This is a genomic window from Pseudomonas syringae group sp. J254-4 (genome assembly GCF_032586855.1).
GTDB classification, from domain to species: domain Bacteria; phylum Pseudomonadota; class Gammaproteobacteria; order Pseudomonadales; family Pseudomonadaceae; genus Aquipseudomonas; species Aquipseudomonas amygdali.
The window spans coordinates 12783-28315 of the sequence record NZ_JAWHOO010000006.1 but is presented as its reverse complement, the minus strand read 5'-3'; the positions used below and the strand labels follow the sequence as shown (position 1 = coordinate 28315).

At 59.9% G+C, this 15533-nt stretch carries 16 protein-coding genes; 8 read left to right on the top strand and 8 right to left on the bottom strand.

Annotated features, from left to right (window positions below):
* Positions 1–74: 74 nt before the first annotated feature.
* Together RYB09_RS09485 and RYB09_RS09480 are read right to left on the bottom strand one after the other, a co-directional pair.
* Complete coding sequence (locus RYB09_RS09485) at positions 75–1217, bottom strand: endonuclease/exonuclease/phosphatase family protein (RefSeq protein ID WP_316888091.1); 1143 nt, start codon at positions 1215–1217, stop codon at positions 75–77.
* Between the two features lie 33 nt (positions 1218–1250).
* Complete coding sequence (locus RYB09_RS09480; RefSeq protein WP_316888089.1) at positions 1251–1913, bottom strand: YciC family protein; 663 nt, start codon at positions 1911–1913, stop codon at positions 1251–1253.
* A 197-nt stretch (positions 1914–2110) separates the two neighbouring features.
* Here RYB09_RS09480 and RYB09_RS09475 point away from each other — a divergent pair, with 197 nt between their 5' ends.
* From RYB09_RS09475 to RYB09_RS09465, 3 genes are all read left to right on the top strand, one after another.
* Positions 2111–2815 carry a DUF2076 domain-containing protein gene (locus RYB09_RS09475; protein ID WP_316888088.1) on the top strand — a complete coding sequence of 235 codons (705 nt, stop codon included), beginning with the start codon at positions 2111–2113 and terminating at the stop codon, positions 2813–2815.
* Positions 2816–3085: 270 nt separating this feature from the next.
* A complete protein-coding gene (locus RYB09_RS09470) occupies positions 3086–3562 on the top strand; it encodes an NYN domain-containing protein (RefSeq protein ID WP_002555259.1) in 477 nt (158 codons plus the stop codon).
* Positions 3563–3583: 21 nt separating this feature from the next.
* Entirely contained in the window at positions 3584–4195 is a 612-nt protein-coding gene (locus RYB09_RS09465) for a PolC-type DNA polymerase III (protein WP_044321051.1), read from the top strand.
* Positions 4196–4199: 4 nt separating this feature from the next.
* Here RYB09_RS09465 and RYB09_RS09460 read toward each other — a convergent pair whose 3' ends face one another.
* Positions 4200–4667, bottom strand: a complete 468-nt coding sequence (locus RYB09_RS09460) for an Lrp/AsnC family transcriptional regulator (RefSeq protein ID WP_122259673.1) — start codon at positions 4665–4667, stop codon at positions 4200–4202.
* 167 nt (positions 4668–4834) lie between these two features.
* On the opposite strand from RYB09_RS09460, the gene yedA reads away from it, so the two are divergent.
* Both yedA and RYB09_RS09450 read left to right on the top strand, forming a co-directional pair.
* Entirely contained in the window at positions 4835–5749 is a 915-nt protein-coding gene (gene yedA / locus RYB09_RS09455) for a drug/metabolite exporter YedA (protein ID WP_316888086.1), read from the top strand.
* Positions 5750–5811: 62 nt separating this feature from the next.
* Positions 5812–7140, top strand: a complete 1329-nt coding sequence (locus tag RYB09_RS09450; RefSeq protein ID WP_316888084.1) for a DEAD/DEAH box helicase — start codon at positions 5812–5814, stop codon at positions 7138–7140.
* A 160-nt stretch (positions 7141–7300) separates the two neighbouring features.
* Here RYB09_RS09450 and RYB09_RS09445 read toward each other — a convergent pair whose 3' ends face one another.
* Positions 7301–8539: a TIGR03862 family flavoprotein gene (locus RYB09_RS09445; protein WP_316888244.1), complete on the bottom strand. Its 1239-nt coding sequence runs from the start codon at positions 8537–8539 to the stop codon at positions 7301–7303.
* A 106-nt stretch (positions 8540–8645) separates the two neighbouring features.
* Entirely contained in the window at positions 8646–9563 is a 918-nt protein-coding gene (locus tag RYB09_RS09440) for a histone deacetylase (protein WP_002555253.1), read from the bottom strand.
* A gap of 120 nt (positions 9564–9683) precedes the next feature.
* Between RYB09_RS09440 and RYB09_RS09435 the strand changes: the two genes are divergently transcribed.
* The 3 genes from RYB09_RS09435 (at position 9684) to RYB09_RS09425 (ending at position 11849) form a co-directional block, all read left to right on the top strand.
* Positions 9684–10253 carry a GNAT family N-acetyltransferase gene (locus tag RYB09_RS09435; protein ID WP_044322982.1) on the top strand — a complete coding sequence of 190 codons (570 nt, stop codon included), beginning with the start codon at positions 9684–9686 and terminating at the stop codon, positions 10251–10253.
* Between the two features lie 139 nt (positions 10254–10392).
* Positions 10393–11262: an acyl-CoA thioesterase II gene (tesB, locus tag RYB09_RS09430; protein ID WP_316888080.1), complete on the top strand. Its 870-nt coding sequence runs from the start codon at positions 10393–10395 to the stop codon at positions 11260–11262.
* Positions 11259–11849, top strand: a complete 591-nt coding sequence (locus RYB09_RS09425; protein ID WP_058402578.1) for an HAD family hydrolase — start codon at positions 11259–11261, stop codon at positions 11847–11849. The genes tesB and RYB09_RS09425 overlap by 4 nt, the downstream gene beginning before the upstream one ends.
* Before the next feature lie 171 nt (positions 11850–12020).
* Here RYB09_RS09425 and RYB09_RS09420 read toward each other — a convergent pair whose 3' ends face one another.
* The 3 genes from RYB09_RS09420 to RYB09_RS09410 all read right to left on the bottom strand — a co-directional run bounded on the left by RYB09_RS09420 (position 12021) and on the right by RYB09_RS09410 (position 15325).
* A complete protein-coding gene (locus RYB09_RS09420; protein ID WP_004655548.1) occupies positions 12021–13010 on the bottom strand; it encodes a hypothetical protein in 990 nt (329 codons plus the stop codon).
* Positions 13011–13014: 4 nt separating this feature from the next.
* Complete coding sequence (locus RYB09_RS09415; protein WP_058402577.1) at positions 13015–13905, bottom strand: neutral zinc metallopeptidase; 891 nt, start codon at positions 13903–13905, stop codon at positions 13015–13017.
* Positions 13906–14041: 136 nt separating this feature from the next.
* Complete coding sequence (locus tag RYB09_RS09410) at positions 14042–15325, bottom strand: MFS transporter (protein ID WP_316888077.1); 1284 nt, start codon at positions 15323–15325, stop codon at positions 14042–14044.
* Positions 15326–15533: the final 208 nt, after the last annotated feature.

The window sequence follows — 15533 nt, the reverse complement described above, 5'->3', positions numbered from 1 at the left end:
TGTCGGCTGTGAGGGCGCCATTCGGAAGTTTGGTGGCCAGCCAGAAATCGAAACCTGAATGCCGACTCACCCCCTCAGGGCAAAACCGGCAACAAAAACCGCCCAATCACCGGCAAATGATCAGAGATCAACAACGTATCGTCCCGCCGCACCCGCGCACTGACCCGCTTCAAACTCGGGCTGTAAAACAGATAATCCACTGTCCTGTCCGGCCCGTTGATGCGGCTGTCGTTGGGGAAGTGCGTGAGCCATTTGCCGCGGTCTATGCCGCTGGATTCGGCGTTGTCGGGGATCATCGGGTATTTCTCCCACAGCTCGTGCAGCTCGCTGTCGGCGGCGTAGCCGAGGCGCTGTTCTTCGGGGAGGCGCTGGTATTGACCCAGCGGCAGCAGGTTGAAGTCGCCGCCGATCAGCCACGGTGTGCCGCCGCTTTCCAGCTTGTCCAGCTGCGTCTCAGTGGCAGCGACCTGTTTTTGTGCGGTGTCGCCGGTGTGTCTGGCGGTGGTCAGGCTGGTGTTGATGACGGCCAGTTTGCCGCCGTCACGCAGGGGCAGGTAGCTGACCAGCAAGGCATCCTTGGGCTGGAACTGACGGCTGATGATGTTGGCGTCTGGCACCGGCAGTTGCACGCGTTCGGCACTGTCGATGTGGAAGCGGCTGAGGGTCGCCAGTTTTCTGCCGACGCTGCCCCAGATATGCGGGTTGGGTACGAACTCAGATTTCCAGTAGAACGCCTGCGTGCTGCAGGGGTAGAGGTCCGCCACTCGCTCTTTGATCAATGCCAGTTGGTCTTCGTAATCGGAGTTTTTGGCACCATCGTCGACCCCTTGCAGCAGTACGATATCCGGCTGTTCATCACGGATGACCCGCGCCACTTCATCCAGGTTGTAGGCCAGGTCTTCATGCGTCGGGCGTTCGTCCGGGCCGCTGCCGTCGGCCATGTCGTACCAGAACACATAGCGCTTGCCCGCCAGGTACTGGATGTTCCAGGTCATGACTTTGAGGGCTTGCCCCGGCACCAGCTTTGGCGCCTGAACCGCAGGATTGCAGCTGGCCGGGAGTAACTCGCGAGCTGGAGGGCGCCAGGTCAGTTGGAAAACCAGTAACAGCAATACGGCGACCAGCAGCAAGCCATACAGGGTCAGACGTAGCAGTAAACGGGGCATCGGCTCGACTTGGAGCGCCTGGCGCTCAGTGAGGGATTCGGCATTGAGCATACCGAATCGACGCGTCTGACGTCAGCCTTTGCTTCAGGCGCGGTGTGCGGGTTCGCTGATCAGCATGAACAGGCGGAAGGTCACAATGGTGGTGAACAGTTGCAGGAAGCTGCCGATGCTGTCGGTGAGCACGGAAACCGCTGCGCTTTGCGGTTCCGGAAACAGGTACAGGCTGGCGCCCTCAAGCAGCCACAGGGGAATGTAGACGCTCAGTACGCACACCAGAATGCGGGTGAAGTGCCCGGTGGTCATCAGCATGCTTTCGCGCATGGCCATGAACGGCGTGAGCTTGCGCAGGACCAGCAGGTATTCGCAGAACGCCAGTTTGATCATGACCCAGAGGCCGGGGACCACGAACAGCGAAAGGCCGAACATGATCAGCAGAGTGCTCATTGCCGAGAGCACGGCGAAGGTGGGCCACAGGCGCAACGCCATGGCCAGCAGGTCGCGGGTGTAGACGTCTTCGCCACGGCTGCGTGCGTCGAGAAACAGGATCAGTGCCGCTGTATAGATAGGGTAGAAAAACAGCCCTATGACCAATTCGTAGGCAGGCGACGTGTCGGCGGACATGGCGTTGCTCAACGCTTGTTTGGCCAGCACCTCGAGTATCACGACAGGCAGGCACAACAGCATAATGCTGCCCAGATTGCGCCGAAAGAAATAGAGCGAATCCTGGATGACGGTCAACGGGTTCATGTAGATAGATCGCTGGCTAAAAGCAGGCGCACACTTTAGCCCATGGCCCCTGCCGAACCAAGCGCAGTGGTGGTGGGCCGAGATCTTCTTATCTTTTTCTTCATGTCATTGAAGCGGGTGGATGAGGCCCCATTTTCTGAGCATGGTCCTGCCGGTGCGGCAGGAAAGAATTCCAGTGGCAACTCAGTGAGGTGGTCATGAACAGCGAAGAGCAAACCCTGATTGATGGTCTTTTCTCGAAACTGAAAGACGCTGAAACGGCATCCGCCCCGCGAGATGTTGCGGCCGAGGCGCGTATCAAGGAGCATCTGGCTCGCCAGCCCGCTGCGCCGTATTACATGACGCAGGCGATTCTGGTGCAGGAAGCTGCGGTGAATCAGCTCAATCAGCAGGTGAAACAGCGCGACGAGCAGATTCAGCAGTTGCAGGCCGAGCTGCAGCAGGCCAAAGGGCAATCTTCGTCAGCGCCGGCCAGCGGCGGGTTTCTGTCGAGTATTTTCGGCAGCAGCGCCTCGCGAGCGCCTCAGGCTCAGCCGGCCCAGGCTTCCGGTGGTGGCTGGCGCGACGGTGCCGGTTTCAATCCTGCCCCTGCACCTGCAGCGCCGCAGGGTGGTTACGCCGCGCCTGCTCCGGCTGCGGGCAGTGGCTTTCTCGGCGGTGCGTTGAAGACCGCGGCCGGTGTGGCGGGCGGCGTGCTGTTGGCAGAAGGCATCAGCAGCATGTTCAGCCACCACAGCCAGCCGCAGGAGATCGTCGAGGTCATTCACGACGCGCCACAGGCTCAGGACACCGGCTCGTTCAATGATCAGGGCGGCTGGGGACAGCCGGATCAGCAGTACACGGCCGATGACAGCTTTGACGATGGCGGCGACATGTTTTCTGATGATGATTCGTTTGTTTGAGGACGCAGTGAGCGCTTCTCGCGCTCCAGAACAGACAATTATCGTTCCGCACTCTCCTGTGAGGGAACGCCTTGGGTGACGCTCCGCGTCACAGGTCTGCGCCGCGCCGCCCATTCAAGATCGGGCGTGGAGCATCCAGAAATGCGTGCGACGCGGAGCGTCGCACGATAGTTGAAGCTCAATTCCGTTCTCAAGCTGGCATACTGGGCACCGATTCACATTCCGGATCGCTGTAACCAGTGGGCGTGTTGCCCGCCATGAGGAATTGCGGTGAAGAAGATCGCGGTGTTCGCCGACGTGCAGAACCTGTATTACACCGTGCGCCAGGCGCATGGCTGTCATTTCAATTACGCCGCCTTGTGGGCGGATATCAGCAAGCGCGGCGAGATTGTTCACGCGTTTGCCTACGCCATCGATCGTGGCGACAGCAAACAACAGCAGTTCCAGCAGATCCTGCGCAATCTGGGGTTTACCGTCAGGCTCAAGCCGTACATCCAGCGTAGCGACGGTTCGGCGAAAGGGGACTGGGATGTCGGCATCACCATCGATATCATGGATTTCGCACCGCAAGTCGACGAAGTCGTGCTGGCGTCGGGTGATGGCGATTTCGACATGTTGCTCGAACGTGTGATCAGCAAACATGGTGTTGAGGCGGTGGCCTATGGCGTGCCGGGGCTGACCGCGAACTCGTTGATCCGCGCAGCCAGTCGTTATGTGCCTATCGAAGGCGCGTTGTTGCTGAAATGAATTTACAGGGTCAGGCCAGTGTTGGAACGTATTGCAGTCATCGACTTTGAAACCACCGGCATCTCCCCCGGCCATAGCTGCCGGGCAACCGAGATTGCCGTGGTCATCATGGAGCAGGGGCGTATCGTCGAGCGCTTTCAGAGCCTGATGAATGCCGGGGTGCGTATTCCTGCGTTTATCGAGGGGTTGACCGGCATCAGCAACAACATGATTCGCACCGCCCCCAGCGCCGAACGGGTGATGGGCGATGTGGCAGATTTCGTCGGTGCCACGCCGCTGGTCGCGCACAATGCCTCGTTCGACCAGAAATTCTGGGACTACGAACTGTCGCGCATTCAGCGCAAGCGCGAACAGAGCTTTGCCTGTTCGATGCTGCTGGCCCGACGCCTGATGCCTGGCGCACCGAATCACAAGCTTGGCACGCTGACCAGCTACGCGCGCCTGCCCAATACCGGCAAGGCTCACCGGGCGATGGCCGATGCGGAAATGGCCGCCAACCTCACGGCGTATCTGACCAACGAACTGCGCAACACCCACGGCATCGCGTCAATCTCCCACCAGATGCTGTGTTCCCTGCAGAAAGTCCCGGCCGCCAAGATCGGCGAAACGCTGAAGCGTCAGCGCGGCTTCTGATCCTTTAGTGTTCCTGCTTGCCGTTGCTGGTCAGATAGTTGGCCGGCAGGCTGCGCTCCACCGCTGTCGACAGCACGATTGAGGTTTTGCTGAAGCCGAACCTGGCGATCCGATTGATCAGGTCTTCCAGGTGTGGCATCGAATCGACCGCTACCTTCATGATCACGCACGGGTCGCCCGTCACCCGGTAACACTGGATCAGTTCAGGGACCTGCCACAGCTCCTTGTACGCCTGCTGATTGCCGTGACTGCCCATGCGTAACTCGATCAGGCATTGAATCGGCAAGCCGACCTTTGTCAGATCGACCTTCGCCTCATAACCGGTGATCACGCCGCTGGCCTCAAGCTTGGCGACTCGCTCAGCCACGGCAGGCGCGGACAGGTTGACCAGTTTCGCCAGCTGCGCAAAAGACGCCCGGCCATTTTTCAGCAGCTCATCGAGCAGAATCCGATCGTATTTATCCAGCGTCATGACGTGCCTCGTACTGTGCGATGGGCCATTTTAAAATAAAAGGAAAACAGGCCTTACAAGCGTTGAATCGTAAGTTTCAGAGTTGTTCAAACAGGGTTGTCTGCTTAATATCCGCCTCTGGCCTTCATACAATAGGTTCACCATAACAATGATCCCAGAGCCTTGCCATGCCTCAGTCCGTTCGTGTTTCGCCGTTGCTCATTGGCGCTTTTCTGGCCTTGTACCTGATTTGGGGCTCTACCTATCTGTTCATCCGTATTGGCGTGGAGTCATGGCCGCCGCTGATGATGGCTGGTGTGCGTTTTCTGATTGCCGGATGCCTGATGTATGGCTTCCTGCGTTATCGCGGCGTGCCAGCGCCGACCTGGCGCGAGTGGAAAGCGGCGTTTGTGATCGGCTTCCTGCTATTGGCATGCGGTAACGGCGGTGTGACGCTGGCCGAACACGCAGGCGTTGCATCAGGCGTCGCGGCGCTGGCGGTGGCGACCATGCCGCTGTTTACCTTGCTGTTCGGCCTGTTCTGGGGCAATCGCACCACTAATCTGGAGTGGGCGGGCATCGTGCTGGGCCTGATCGGCATCGGCCTGCTGAATCTCGGTTCCAATCTGCAAGCCAGCCCTTATGGCGCTGCGATGGTGCTCTTTGCCGCTGCGTCCTGGGCGTTCGGCTCTGTATTGAGCAAGCATATGCCGTTGCCCAAAGGTCCGATGGCCAGTGCGGCAGAAATGATCACGGCCGGCGCGACGCTGCTGATCGGCAGCGCTTTGAGCGGCGAGCGCCTTGCGCACATGCCGACTGCAGCGGGCTGGGGCGCGCTCCTGTATCTGGTGGTGTTTGGCTCTATCGTCGCGTTCAGCGCGTATATGTACCTGCTCAAGAACGTGCGCCCGGCAGCCGCAACCAGCTATGCCTACGTCAACCCGGCAGTGGCGGTGATGCTTGGCGTGGTGTTTGCGGGAGAGACAATCGGTATTGAAGAGTGCATGGCCATGGTGGTGATTATCAGCGCTGTCGTGCTGATTGGCCTGCCGCAATGGCGCAGGTCGGCGGTACGAAAGGTCGGATCGACACGCACAAGCTAACCGAGGCGGGCCGGACAGGTTAAACTGCGCGCCTTGCGTTGAATTTTTCCTACGGTATTTCCATGACATTCGCCTCTCTCGGCCTGATCGAACCCTTGCTGCGCGCCCTCGAAGCGCTCGGTTACCAGACTCCGACGCCTGTACAGACCCAGGCAATTCCTCCGGTACTGGCAGGCCGCGATCTGATGGCAGCTGCCCAGACCGGCACCGGCAAGACCGCAGGTTTTGCCTTGCCGCTGTTGCAGCGCCTGACCATGGAAGGGCCGAAAGTCGCGCCTAATTGCGTTCGCGCGCTGGTATTGGCCCCGACCCGCGAACTGGCCGATCAGGTTCACGAAAGCATTCGTCAGTATGCCGAGCACCTGCCGTTGAGCACTTACGCAGCCTACGGTGGCGTGAGCATCAACCCGCAAATGATGAAGCTGCGCAAGGGCGTGGACGTGCTGGTTGCGACACCGGGACGTCTGCTCGACCTGCATCGTCAGAATGCAGTCAAGTTCTCCCAGTTGCAGACCCTGATCCTCGATGAAGCCGACCGCATGCTTGATCTGGGCTTTGCCGAGGAATTGCGTGGCATCTACGCGGTACTGCCCAAGCAGCGCCAGACCTTGCTGTTCTCCGCGACCTTTTCCGACGAAATTCGTCTGCTGGCCGCGCAGATGCTCAATGATCCGCTGACCATCGAGGTCAGCCCGCGCAACGTGGCGGCGTCATCGGTCAAGCAATGGGTTGTGACCGTGGACAAGAAGCGCAAGGCTGATCTGTTCATCCATCTGATGAAAAAGCATCGCTGGGGCCAGGTGCTGGTGTTCGCCAAGACCCGGGTTGGCGTTGATCAACTGGTGGATCGTTTGCAGGGGCTGGGTCTGAACGCTGATGGCATTCACGGCGACAAGCCGCAGGCCACCCGCCAGCGTGCGCTGGATCGTTTCAAGAGCAATGAAGTGAAGATTCTGGTTGCCACCGACGTGGCGGCTCGTGGTCTGGATATCGATGATCTGCCGACGGTCGTCAATCTGGACCTGCCGATTGTGGCCGAGGATTACATCCACCGTATTGGCCGCACCGGCCGGGCGGGCCTGACGGGCGAGGCGATCTCGCTGGTGTGTGCTGATGAGGTCGAGTTGCTGTCAGCCATCGAAGTGCTGACCCGCCAGACCCTGGAGCGCAAGGAAGAGCAGGACTTCGAACCGGAGCATCGCGTGCCGAGTACGGATGCCAGCGGCCAGATCCTGAAAAAGCCCAAGAAACCGAAAAAACCCAAAGTGTCGGGCAGCAAGCGCAACCTGGGCAAATGGGTCGACAGCGGCGAGTCCGAGCCTGCGCCGGTGGTCAAACCGGTACGCAAGGTCCCGGTTTTCAACACCGGCCCGCGCAAGAAGAAGCCTTGATATACACATGTGAGAGCGAGCCGGGCGACGCTTCGCTTGCTCGCGAAGAGGCCATGACAGACTTTGGAAGTAGGGCGGCAGGACCATCGTCTTCGTGAGCAAGCTCACTCCCACAGAAGGATTTATGTATAACGCTGAGCGCAGAGCATACGCACAGGAATCACTGTAAGTTCAGCCACTCCACCATCCCCAACCCCGCAGCGCGGCCGCTGGCGAAGCAGGCGGTCAGCAGGTAGCCGCCTGTAGGGGCTTCCCAGTCGAGCATTTCGCCTGCGCAGAACACGCCGGGCAATTGCCTGAGCATCAGACGTTCGTCCATGGCTTCGAAGGTCACGCCACCTGCGGTGCTGATGGCCTCATCGATGGGGCGTGGTTTGATCAGGGGCAGTGGCAACGCCTTGATGGCTTCACTCAACAACAGCGGATCGGCAAACGCTTCACGAGGCGCAAGCTCGCGTAAAAGCGCTGCCTTTGCGCCGTCCAGGCCCAATTGGCTGTGCAGGTGCTTGGACATCGAGCGCGAGCCACGTGGTTTGCTCAGGGCTTTTTGAATATCTGTCAGCGTTTTGCCGGGCAGCAGGTCAATGTCCACAATCGCCGAACCGTGAAGGTTGATCTGTTCACGAATCTGCGCCGACAGTGCATACACCAGGCTGCCTTCCACACCCGTCCCGGTCAGTACACATTCGCCCAGGCGCAGGGCATGGCCATGCAGGCCCATGGCGATGTTTTTCAACGGCGCACCGGCAAACTTGTCGCGCAGCAGGTCGCTCCAGGCGCTCACCTCGAAACCACAGTTGGCGGCCTGCAAAGGCGCAACCTCGACCTGCCTGGCTTGCAGCCATGGCAACCAGGCCCCGTCAGACCCCAGCCGCGCCCAACTGGCACCGCCCAGTGCCAGCAAGGTGGCCGCAGGGTTGATCGCCAATTCACCGTCAGCATTAGTGATGCACAGGCTGCCATCAACGTTCCAGCCCAACCAGCGATGCCGCGTGTGAATCGTGACACCCGCATCACGCAGGCGCTTGAGCCAGGCGCGTAGCAGCGGTGCGGCTTTCATGTCAGTGGGGAAAACACGGCCCGAGCTGCCGACAAACGTCTCGATACCCAGCGCATGAATCCACTGGCACAGCTCATCGGCACTAAAACTACGCAACAAAGGCGCGATCATCGGCGAACGTTCAGCGTAGCGCGATATAAAAGCCGGGTAGGGCTCGGAGTGCGTTATGTTCATGCCGCCCACCCCGGCCAGCAGAAACTTGCGCCCTACTGAGGGCATGGCGTCATACAGATCGACGTTCAGCCCTGCCTGGCTCAACACCTCTGCTGCCATCAACCCCGCAGGGCCGCCTCCGATGATGGCGACGGTTCGGGAAGCAGGAGAGGCGAGGTCGGTCATGGTCAGCGAAGTATCGATAGCAGAGGAGGTGGGCATTCTACCCGAGCGTTGTTTTCAGGTGTGGTGCAACTCATTGGCTGCGACTGCGATGAGGCGCAACGTACTGTCATAAGCCCATGTCGTCCCAGACCCGTTGCGCACTGTGATGCAGGATCCCGTGGCGTCTTGCCAGCGCCTGACGGTCCTTGCTGTAGCCGCCGCCGATCACGCCCATGACCGGAATGTCGCGGCTCAGGCAATGACGCAACACGGCTTCGTCGCGATTGGCCACGCCCTGATCGGTCAGTTGCAGATAGCCCAGCGCATCATCCTTGTGAACGTCCACTCCTGCGTCATACAGCACAAGATCCGGCTTGTAGAACGGCAACAGGTAGTTGAGCAGATCGTCGACCACGTTGAGGTAATCGGCGTCGCCCATCCCCATCGGCAGCGGGATATCCCAGTCGCTCTGCGCCTTGCGTGCCGGGAAGTTCTTTTCGCAGTGCAGCGAGACGGTAATGGCGTCTTCGGTATCGGCCAGAATACGTGCGGTACCGTCGCCTTGATGCACATCGCAGTCGAAGATCAGCACCTTGTCCACGCGGCCGCTTTGCAACAGGTACTGACTGATCACTGCCAGGTCATTGAAAATGCAGAAACCGGCCGGGTAATCATAGTGCGCATGGTGTGTGCCGCCCGCCAAGTGGCAAGCCATACCGTGCTTCAAGGCCTGCTCGGCAGTCAGTAACGAACCACCCACGGCACGAACCGTGCGACGTGCCAGCGCCTCGCTCCAGGGCAGGCCCAGACGCCGCTGGTCTTCACGGGACAGGTCGCCATTAAGGTAGCGGCTGATGTAGGACGGGTCATGAGCCAGCGCCAGAATGTCCGCCGGGCATAACTCGGGACGCATTAATTGAACGTCACTGGTCAGGCCGCTGTCGACCAGGTAGTCACGTAACAGACGGAACTTGTCCATCGGGAAGCGGTGATCCGCCGGGAAGTCCGGGCTGTAGTCTTCATGGTAGATAAGCGGTAGGGACATTTTGCGTCCGTTGACAGGTCGAAGCCCGATAGTGCCAGCAAAGCGTGCGCACGCCCAGTTGTCTGGCGCAGTGGATAACTACGCTGACGCCCACTCATGTCTCGTTACACGGGGGAATCGATGGAACCGATACTCAAGCTAGACAGCGCCCGGCTGCTGATGCGGCAGTGGCGCGACGATGATTTGCCAGCATTCGCCGAGATGTGCGCGGACCCGCGCGTGATGCGTTATTTCCCCGAACCGCTGAGCCGTCTTGAAAGCGCCGCCATGATCGGACGGTTACGTGGTCATTTTGCCGAATTGGGCTTCGGGTTTTGGGCGCTGGAGCGTAAGGATACCGGCGAATTCATCGGTTTTACCGGGCTGCATGTCGTGGGTTTCAAGGCATCTTTTACGCCGGCCGTGGAAATCGGCTGGCGGCTGGCTTATGACCACTGGGGCCTGGGCTTTGCCAGCGAGGCGGCATGGACCGCGCTGGGCTGTGGTTTCGAGCGCCTGAATTTGAAGGAGATCGTGTCGTTTACCGCGGTTAATAATCAGCCGTCGCAAAAAGTTATGCAGGCAATCGGTATGCAGCAGGATGAGTCCGGCAACTTCGATCATCCCAATCTGGATGACGGCCATCCGCTCAAGCCGCACGTGCTGTACCGGATCAGCCATGAGCAGTGGCTCAGGACGCTGAAGCCTTGATCAGGGTGTAGATTGAATTAAGCCAACCATCTTAAATCTGTATCATTCCATTCCAGTGGGATGGGCCAGAGGCCTGTCGGAAAATGCAGCGACTGCCGTTGCCGTAAAAGTGCAGAGTCGATGTGCAAGAGGAGTGAGAATGAGCCAAGTGCTGGATGATCTGGTTGAGTTGCTGACGCTGGAAGCCATTGAAGAGAATCTTTTTCGCGGCCGCAGCCAGGACCTGGGTTTTCGTCAGCTGTTTGGCGGCCAGGTGTTGGGGCAGTCGTTGTCTGCCGCCAGTCAGACCGTCGAAGAGGACCGCCATGTTCACTCGCTGCACGGTTATTTTCTGCGCCCTGGCGATGCAGGCCTGCCGGTGGTCTATCAAGTGGACCGCGTGCGCGACGGCGGCAGTTTCAGCACGCGCCGTGTGACTGCCATTCAGAAGGGCAAGCCGATTTTCACGTGCAGCGCCTCGTTTCAGTACGACGAAGAGGGCTTTGAGCACCAGGCGGCGATGCCGCAGATTGTCGGTCCGGAAAACCTGCCGTCCGAGCTAGAGCTGCTGACGGGCCGAGCACACCTGATTCCCGAAGCGATGCACGACAAGTTTCTGCGCCCCAAACCGATTCAGTTCCGCCCCGTGACATCCGAAGACCCGTACGATCCCAAGCCAGGCGAGCCGGTGAAGTACGTGTGGTTTCGCGCCGATGGCAGCCTGTCGGACGTGCAGGCGCTGCACCGTTACATGTTGGCTTATGCCTCCGACTTCAACCTGCTGACCACTTCGTTACGGCCGCATGGCAAGACGGTCTGGCAGCGCGATATGCAGGTCGCCAGCCTCGATCACTCGCTGTGGTTCCACAACGACCTGCGTACCGATGACTGGCTGCTCTATGCGATGGACAGTCCTTGGGCTGGCAACTCCCGCGGCTTCTCACGCGGCAGTATCTTCAACCGCGCCGGGCAACTGGTTGCATCGGTCAGCCAGGAAGGGCTGATCCGCCACCGTAAGGATTGGGCATGACACTCGACGGTATACGGCACTGGGTTTTCGACATGGATGGCACCCTGACCATCCCGGTCCATGACTTTCCGGCAATCAAGCGTGAACTGGGCATCCCTCAGGACCACGATATTCTGGGGCATCTTGCCGCGTTGCCCGCTGACGAGTCGGCGGCCAAGCATGCATGGCTGCTGGAACACGAACGGGAGCTGGCGCTGGCTTCGCAGCCAGCCGAGGGCGCGGTCGAACTGGTTCGTGAGTTGTCGGCGCGCGGTTATCGGTTGGGGATACTGACCCGTAACGCTCAAGAGCTCGCGTACATCACCTTGAAAGCCATCGGCCTGGCGGACTGCTTTGCTGTCGAGGATGTACTGGGCCGCGACGAAGCGACCCCCAAGCCGGATCCGGCGGGTTTGCTGAAGCTGGCCAATCGCTGGAGTGTCGAGCCGGAGCAGATGGTCATGATCGGCGACTACATGCATGACCTGAACTGCGGCCGTGCGGCGGGCGCCAAGACCGTTCTGGTCAACCTGAAAGACAACCCCTGGCCTGAGCTGACGGACTGGCATGCCGTGGATTGCACTGTGCTACGCGGGATGTTGGGGTGATCTGGACTGGCTCTGGTGCAACTATCGTTCCTCACGCTCCAGCGTGGGAATGCCTTGGGTGACGCTCTGCGTCACAAATCTGCGCCGCACCGCGCACCCAAGATCGGACGCAGAGCGTCCAGAAATGCATTCCTACGCGGAGCGTAGGAACGATAGTTATACCCCGATCACTTAAAACGGCTTGAACAACACCGCCTGACCCTCGGGCGAGGTGAAGATCCCGTCGCCGTTGTGGCCGACTTTCGGCACGATCACCAGGCGCTGGTTCAGCCCTTCAGGGTGGCGCTTCTTGAGGTAGTTGAAGTAGTTCTGGCCACGAATCAGGCGATACGCGCCTTGCGCTTCGGCGGCACAGGTCTTGTCCAGAGCAGGGTGGTTGCGATCGGTGTCCAGCTCGCCCATCAGGTAAGTGATGTCGCGCTTCACGTAATTCTTCTCGATGTCAGCCGGCTTTTCCTTTCCCGAATAGAACGGCATCTTGTTCAGACCGTATTTCCACTCGTCGAAATCAGGGCAGCTCTGCGCCGTTACCGGTTCAGGCCGCTCTGCGTCGAAATAGGCATAGGACGACGGGTTGGCAATCACATAACGCAGCTTCACGCCTTCCCGCTGCAGCAGCGCATCTTCCTTGCCGCCGATCATCGCGTAGCGCTGCACCACCTGGGCACCACCGGAATGCCCGGCAATGACCACTTCTTTGAGATTCGGGAACAGCTTGCTGTCGCTCAGACGCTTGAGGATATGGTCCAGGACCAGAAACGAACTGACGGGCTTGGGATTGGTGGCGGTTGCGCCTTCCATCCAGCTGTTCTGGCGCCAGCGCAGAATCGACTCCGGCAGGTGATGCGCGACAATGTCCTTCTCATCCAGAAACTGTGGGGCGATCAGCAAGGTCTTGCTGCGCTCTTTGGATTGATTGGCGGCACGTTCGATGCTGCGCAGGTAGGTTTGCGCATTACGCAGGCGGCCGTGCAGCACGATCACCGCGCGCTCGATCTTCGGCTTGGGGTGTACCCATTCCTGGCTAAGCCCCAGTGTCGCCTCTGCACCATTGATGGCCAGGCGATCCGGACTGATAGACGTAACCGCTTGATCCTCGGCATGCGCCCCGAGGCTCGCGAAGGCAGTGCTCAACAACAGGACCAGAAGCGGTTTAATCATGTGTTCAGAGACTCTTGGCGGCGAATGTATCGCATTGATTGATTTGGCCTTGGGCAAAGCCTGCCTTGAACCAGCGTACACGCTGGGCAGACGTCCCATGAGTGAAGGAGTCCGGAGCGACTCGACCACTGCTTTGCTGTTGCAAGCGATCATCGCCGATAGCGTTGGCCGCATTCAATGCCTCTTCAATATCACCCGGCTCAAGCCAGTTCAAACGATTTTGTGCGTTGTACGCCCAAACACCTGCAAAGCAGTCCGCCTGAAGCTCCTGGCGGACCAGTAAACCGTTGGCACCTTCCATTTTTTGCCCGCCCTGACGAGCCTTGTCGACTTTGGCAGAAATGCCCAGCAGGGTCTGCACATGGTGCCCGACTTCGTGGGCGATCACGTAAGCCTGGGCGAAGTCTCCAGCGGCGGAAAAGCGCTGGGCCATTTCGCGGAAGAAGTCCATGTCCAGATAGACCTGCTGGTCAGCCGGGCAGTAGAACGGGCCGGTCGCCGAGGTGGCGCGACCGCATGCCGAGTTGACCTGGCCGCTGAACAGCACCAGCGTCGGGTCCTTGTACTCGCGACCGTTCTGAGCGAACACGGCGCGCCAGGTGTCTTCAGTGTCGCCGAGGATACTGCGTACGAATTCGGCTTGCTGGTCGTTGGCCGGTGGTGCCTGACGCGTTTGCGCGCTGGGTGGAGCGCTTTGCTCGGTGCTTTGCCCGGTCAGTTGCCCGAGGATCTGCATCGGGTCCTGTCCGGTCAGCAGGCCAATGGCAACGATGATCACAATGCCGCCCAGGCCCAGCCCCTTGCCACCGATGCGCATACCACCGCCGCCGCCACTGCTGCCGCCATCGCGCGCATCGACTACGTTGTCGCTACGTCGGCCTTTTTTCCAGAGCATGTCGGATCCCTCTTCTTTTCGTGCAATGAGTGTCGCTGCTGATACAGGTCTGCGCCAGTCTGGCGGTCCGGCCAGCGTGTGCAGGATGCGAGGGTATAGAGGTGCGAGAGAGCCGATTGGTTCGGGAAGTCCGTGTCTAGCTTTTCACGGGCTGCGCCTGCAACACGTCAGGCGGCGACGCATCGGCAAAACGGTCGACCTGCCGCAGCGATTTGAAGCACGTCATCCATGCGCCGACCACGCCCAATGTGCAGACGCCACCCATGATTGCCGCAGGTATGGCGCCGACCAGCGAGGCGCTGGTGCCTGCGCGAAACTCGCCCAGCTCATTGGATGAACCGATAAACAGCATGTTCACGGCATTGACCCGGCCGCGCATGTTGTCCGGCGTCGAAAACTGCACCAGCGCCGAGCGAATGAACACGCTGACCATGTCCGCCGCGCCCGCGACCAGCAGAGCCAGGCACGACAGCCAGAACAGTGTCGACAGTGCAAACACCAGATTCGCTACGCCGAACAGGCCGACGGCAAGAAACATGGTCATGCCGACGTTGCGCTGCAGCGGACGCATGCTCAGGTAAATACCGACGCCCAGTTCGCCCAGGCTCATCGACGCACGCAGCATGCCCAGCCCTTGGGGGCCCAGATGCAGCACTTCATGGGCATAGATAGGCAGCAGCGCCACCACGCCACCGAGCAGCACGGCGAACAGGTCCAGTGAAATAGTGCCGAGGATGATCGGTCGTGAGCGGATGAAGGCAATGCCCGCAGTGAACCGGCCCCAGGCGCTGGAGCCCAGTTCCACCGGTTTGCCGGCAAAGGGCGTCGCTACAGGGGCCAGAAACAGGATGCCAGCTATGAATGCTGCCACGCAGACTGAATACGTCAGCTCTGCGCCGCCCAGCCAGTACAGATAGCCGCCGATCAGCGGGCCGCCAACGGTCGAACAGCGCATGATCACGCTGTTGGTGGCAATGGCCGAGGGTAACTGATCACGCGGGACAATCTGCGGCAGCAGGCTTTGCAGCGCCGGCCCGGTGAAGGCGCGGGCGCAGCCGTAGAGCATCAGCGCGCCGTAGATCAGCCGCAGGTCTTGCAGCTTGAGGGCCGAAAACACAAACAGAATGGTGCCGCAGAACGCCTGCACGCCCCAACTGATCATCAGGATGACCTTGCGGTTGTAGCGGTCGATCAGGTCCCCGGCAGGCATCAACAGCAGCAACATGGGAATAAACTGAGCAAGGCCGACGTACGCCAGTGCCATTGGCTCGCGGGTCATGTCATAGACCTGCCAGGCGACCACCACTGCCTGAATCTGCATGGCAAACACTGCCATCAGGCGCGAGAGGATAAAACTGACGAAACCGGGCTGGCTGGACAACTTGACCGGGGCAGGGGCGGCGGAAGACTCAGAGCTCAAGAAAGGGATCCCATTGAAGCGGCTAATTCACGTTTTCGGTTTATACCTTAGCGTATCGATAGGAAGCTAATAAATATTCTGACAGTTTCGCCGTGACGGGCATGAAAGAATCTGCGCCGCGCCGCATGTACAGGATAGGACGCGGAGCGTCCGGAACGGCATGCGACGCAGAGCGCCGCACGATAGTCGGGATTATCGTTCCTCACGC

Excerpts from the sequence above, each read along its gene's own strand:
- RYB09_RS09485 (WP_316888091.1), bottom strand. The coding sequence starts at position 1,217 with ATGCTCAATGCCGAATCCCTCACTGAGCGCCAGGCGCTCCAAGTCGAG.
- RYB09_RS09480 (WP_316888089.1), bottom strand. The coding sequence starts at position 1,913 with ATGAACCCGTTGACCGTCATCCAGGATTCGCTCTATTTCTTTCGGCGC.
- RYB09_RS09475 (WP_316888088.1), top strand. The coding sequence starts at position 2,111 with ATGAACAGCGAAGAGCAAACCCTGATTGATGGTCTTTTCTCGAAACTG.
- RYB09_RS09460 (WP_122259673.1), bottom strand. The coding sequence starts at position 4,667 with ATGACGCTGGATAAATACGATCGGATTCTGCTCGATGAGCTGCTGAAA.
- yedA (WP_316888086.1), top strand. The coding sequence starts at position 4,835 with ATGCCTCAGTCCGTTCGTGTTTCGCCGTTGCTCATTGGCGCTTTTCTG.
- RYB09_RS09450 (WP_316888084.1), top strand. The coding sequence starts at position 5,812 with ATGACATTCGCCTCTCTCGGCCTGATCGAACCCTTGCTGCGCGCCCTC.
- RYB09_RS09445 (WP_316888244.1), bottom strand. The coding sequence starts at position 8,539 with ATGACCGACCTCGCCTCTCCTGCTTCCCGAACCGTCGCCATCATCGGA.
- RYB09_RS09440 (WP_002555253.1), bottom strand. The coding sequence starts at position 9,563 with ATGTCCCTACCGCTTATCTACCATGAAGACTACAGCCCGGACTTCCCG.
- RYB09_RS09435 (WP_044322982.1), top strand. The coding sequence starts at position 9,684 with ATGGAACCGATACTCAAGCTAGACAGCGCCCGGCTGCTGATGCGGCAG.
- tesB (WP_316888080.1), top strand. The coding sequence starts at position 10,393 with ATGAGCCAAGTGCTGGATGATCTGGTTGAGTTGCTGACGCTGGAAGCC.
- RYB09_RS09425 (WP_058402578.1), top strand. The coding sequence starts at position 11,259 with ATGACACTCGACGGTATACGGCACTGGGTTTTCGACATGGATGGCACC.
- RYB09_RS09420 (WP_004655548.1), bottom strand. The coding sequence starts at position 13,010 with ATGATTAAACCGCTTCTGGTCCTGTTGTTGAGCACTGCCTTCGCGAGC.
- RYB09_RS09415 (WP_058402577.1), bottom strand. The coding sequence starts at position 13,905 with ATGCTCTGGAAAAAAGGCCGACGTAGCGACAACGTAGTCGATGCGCGC.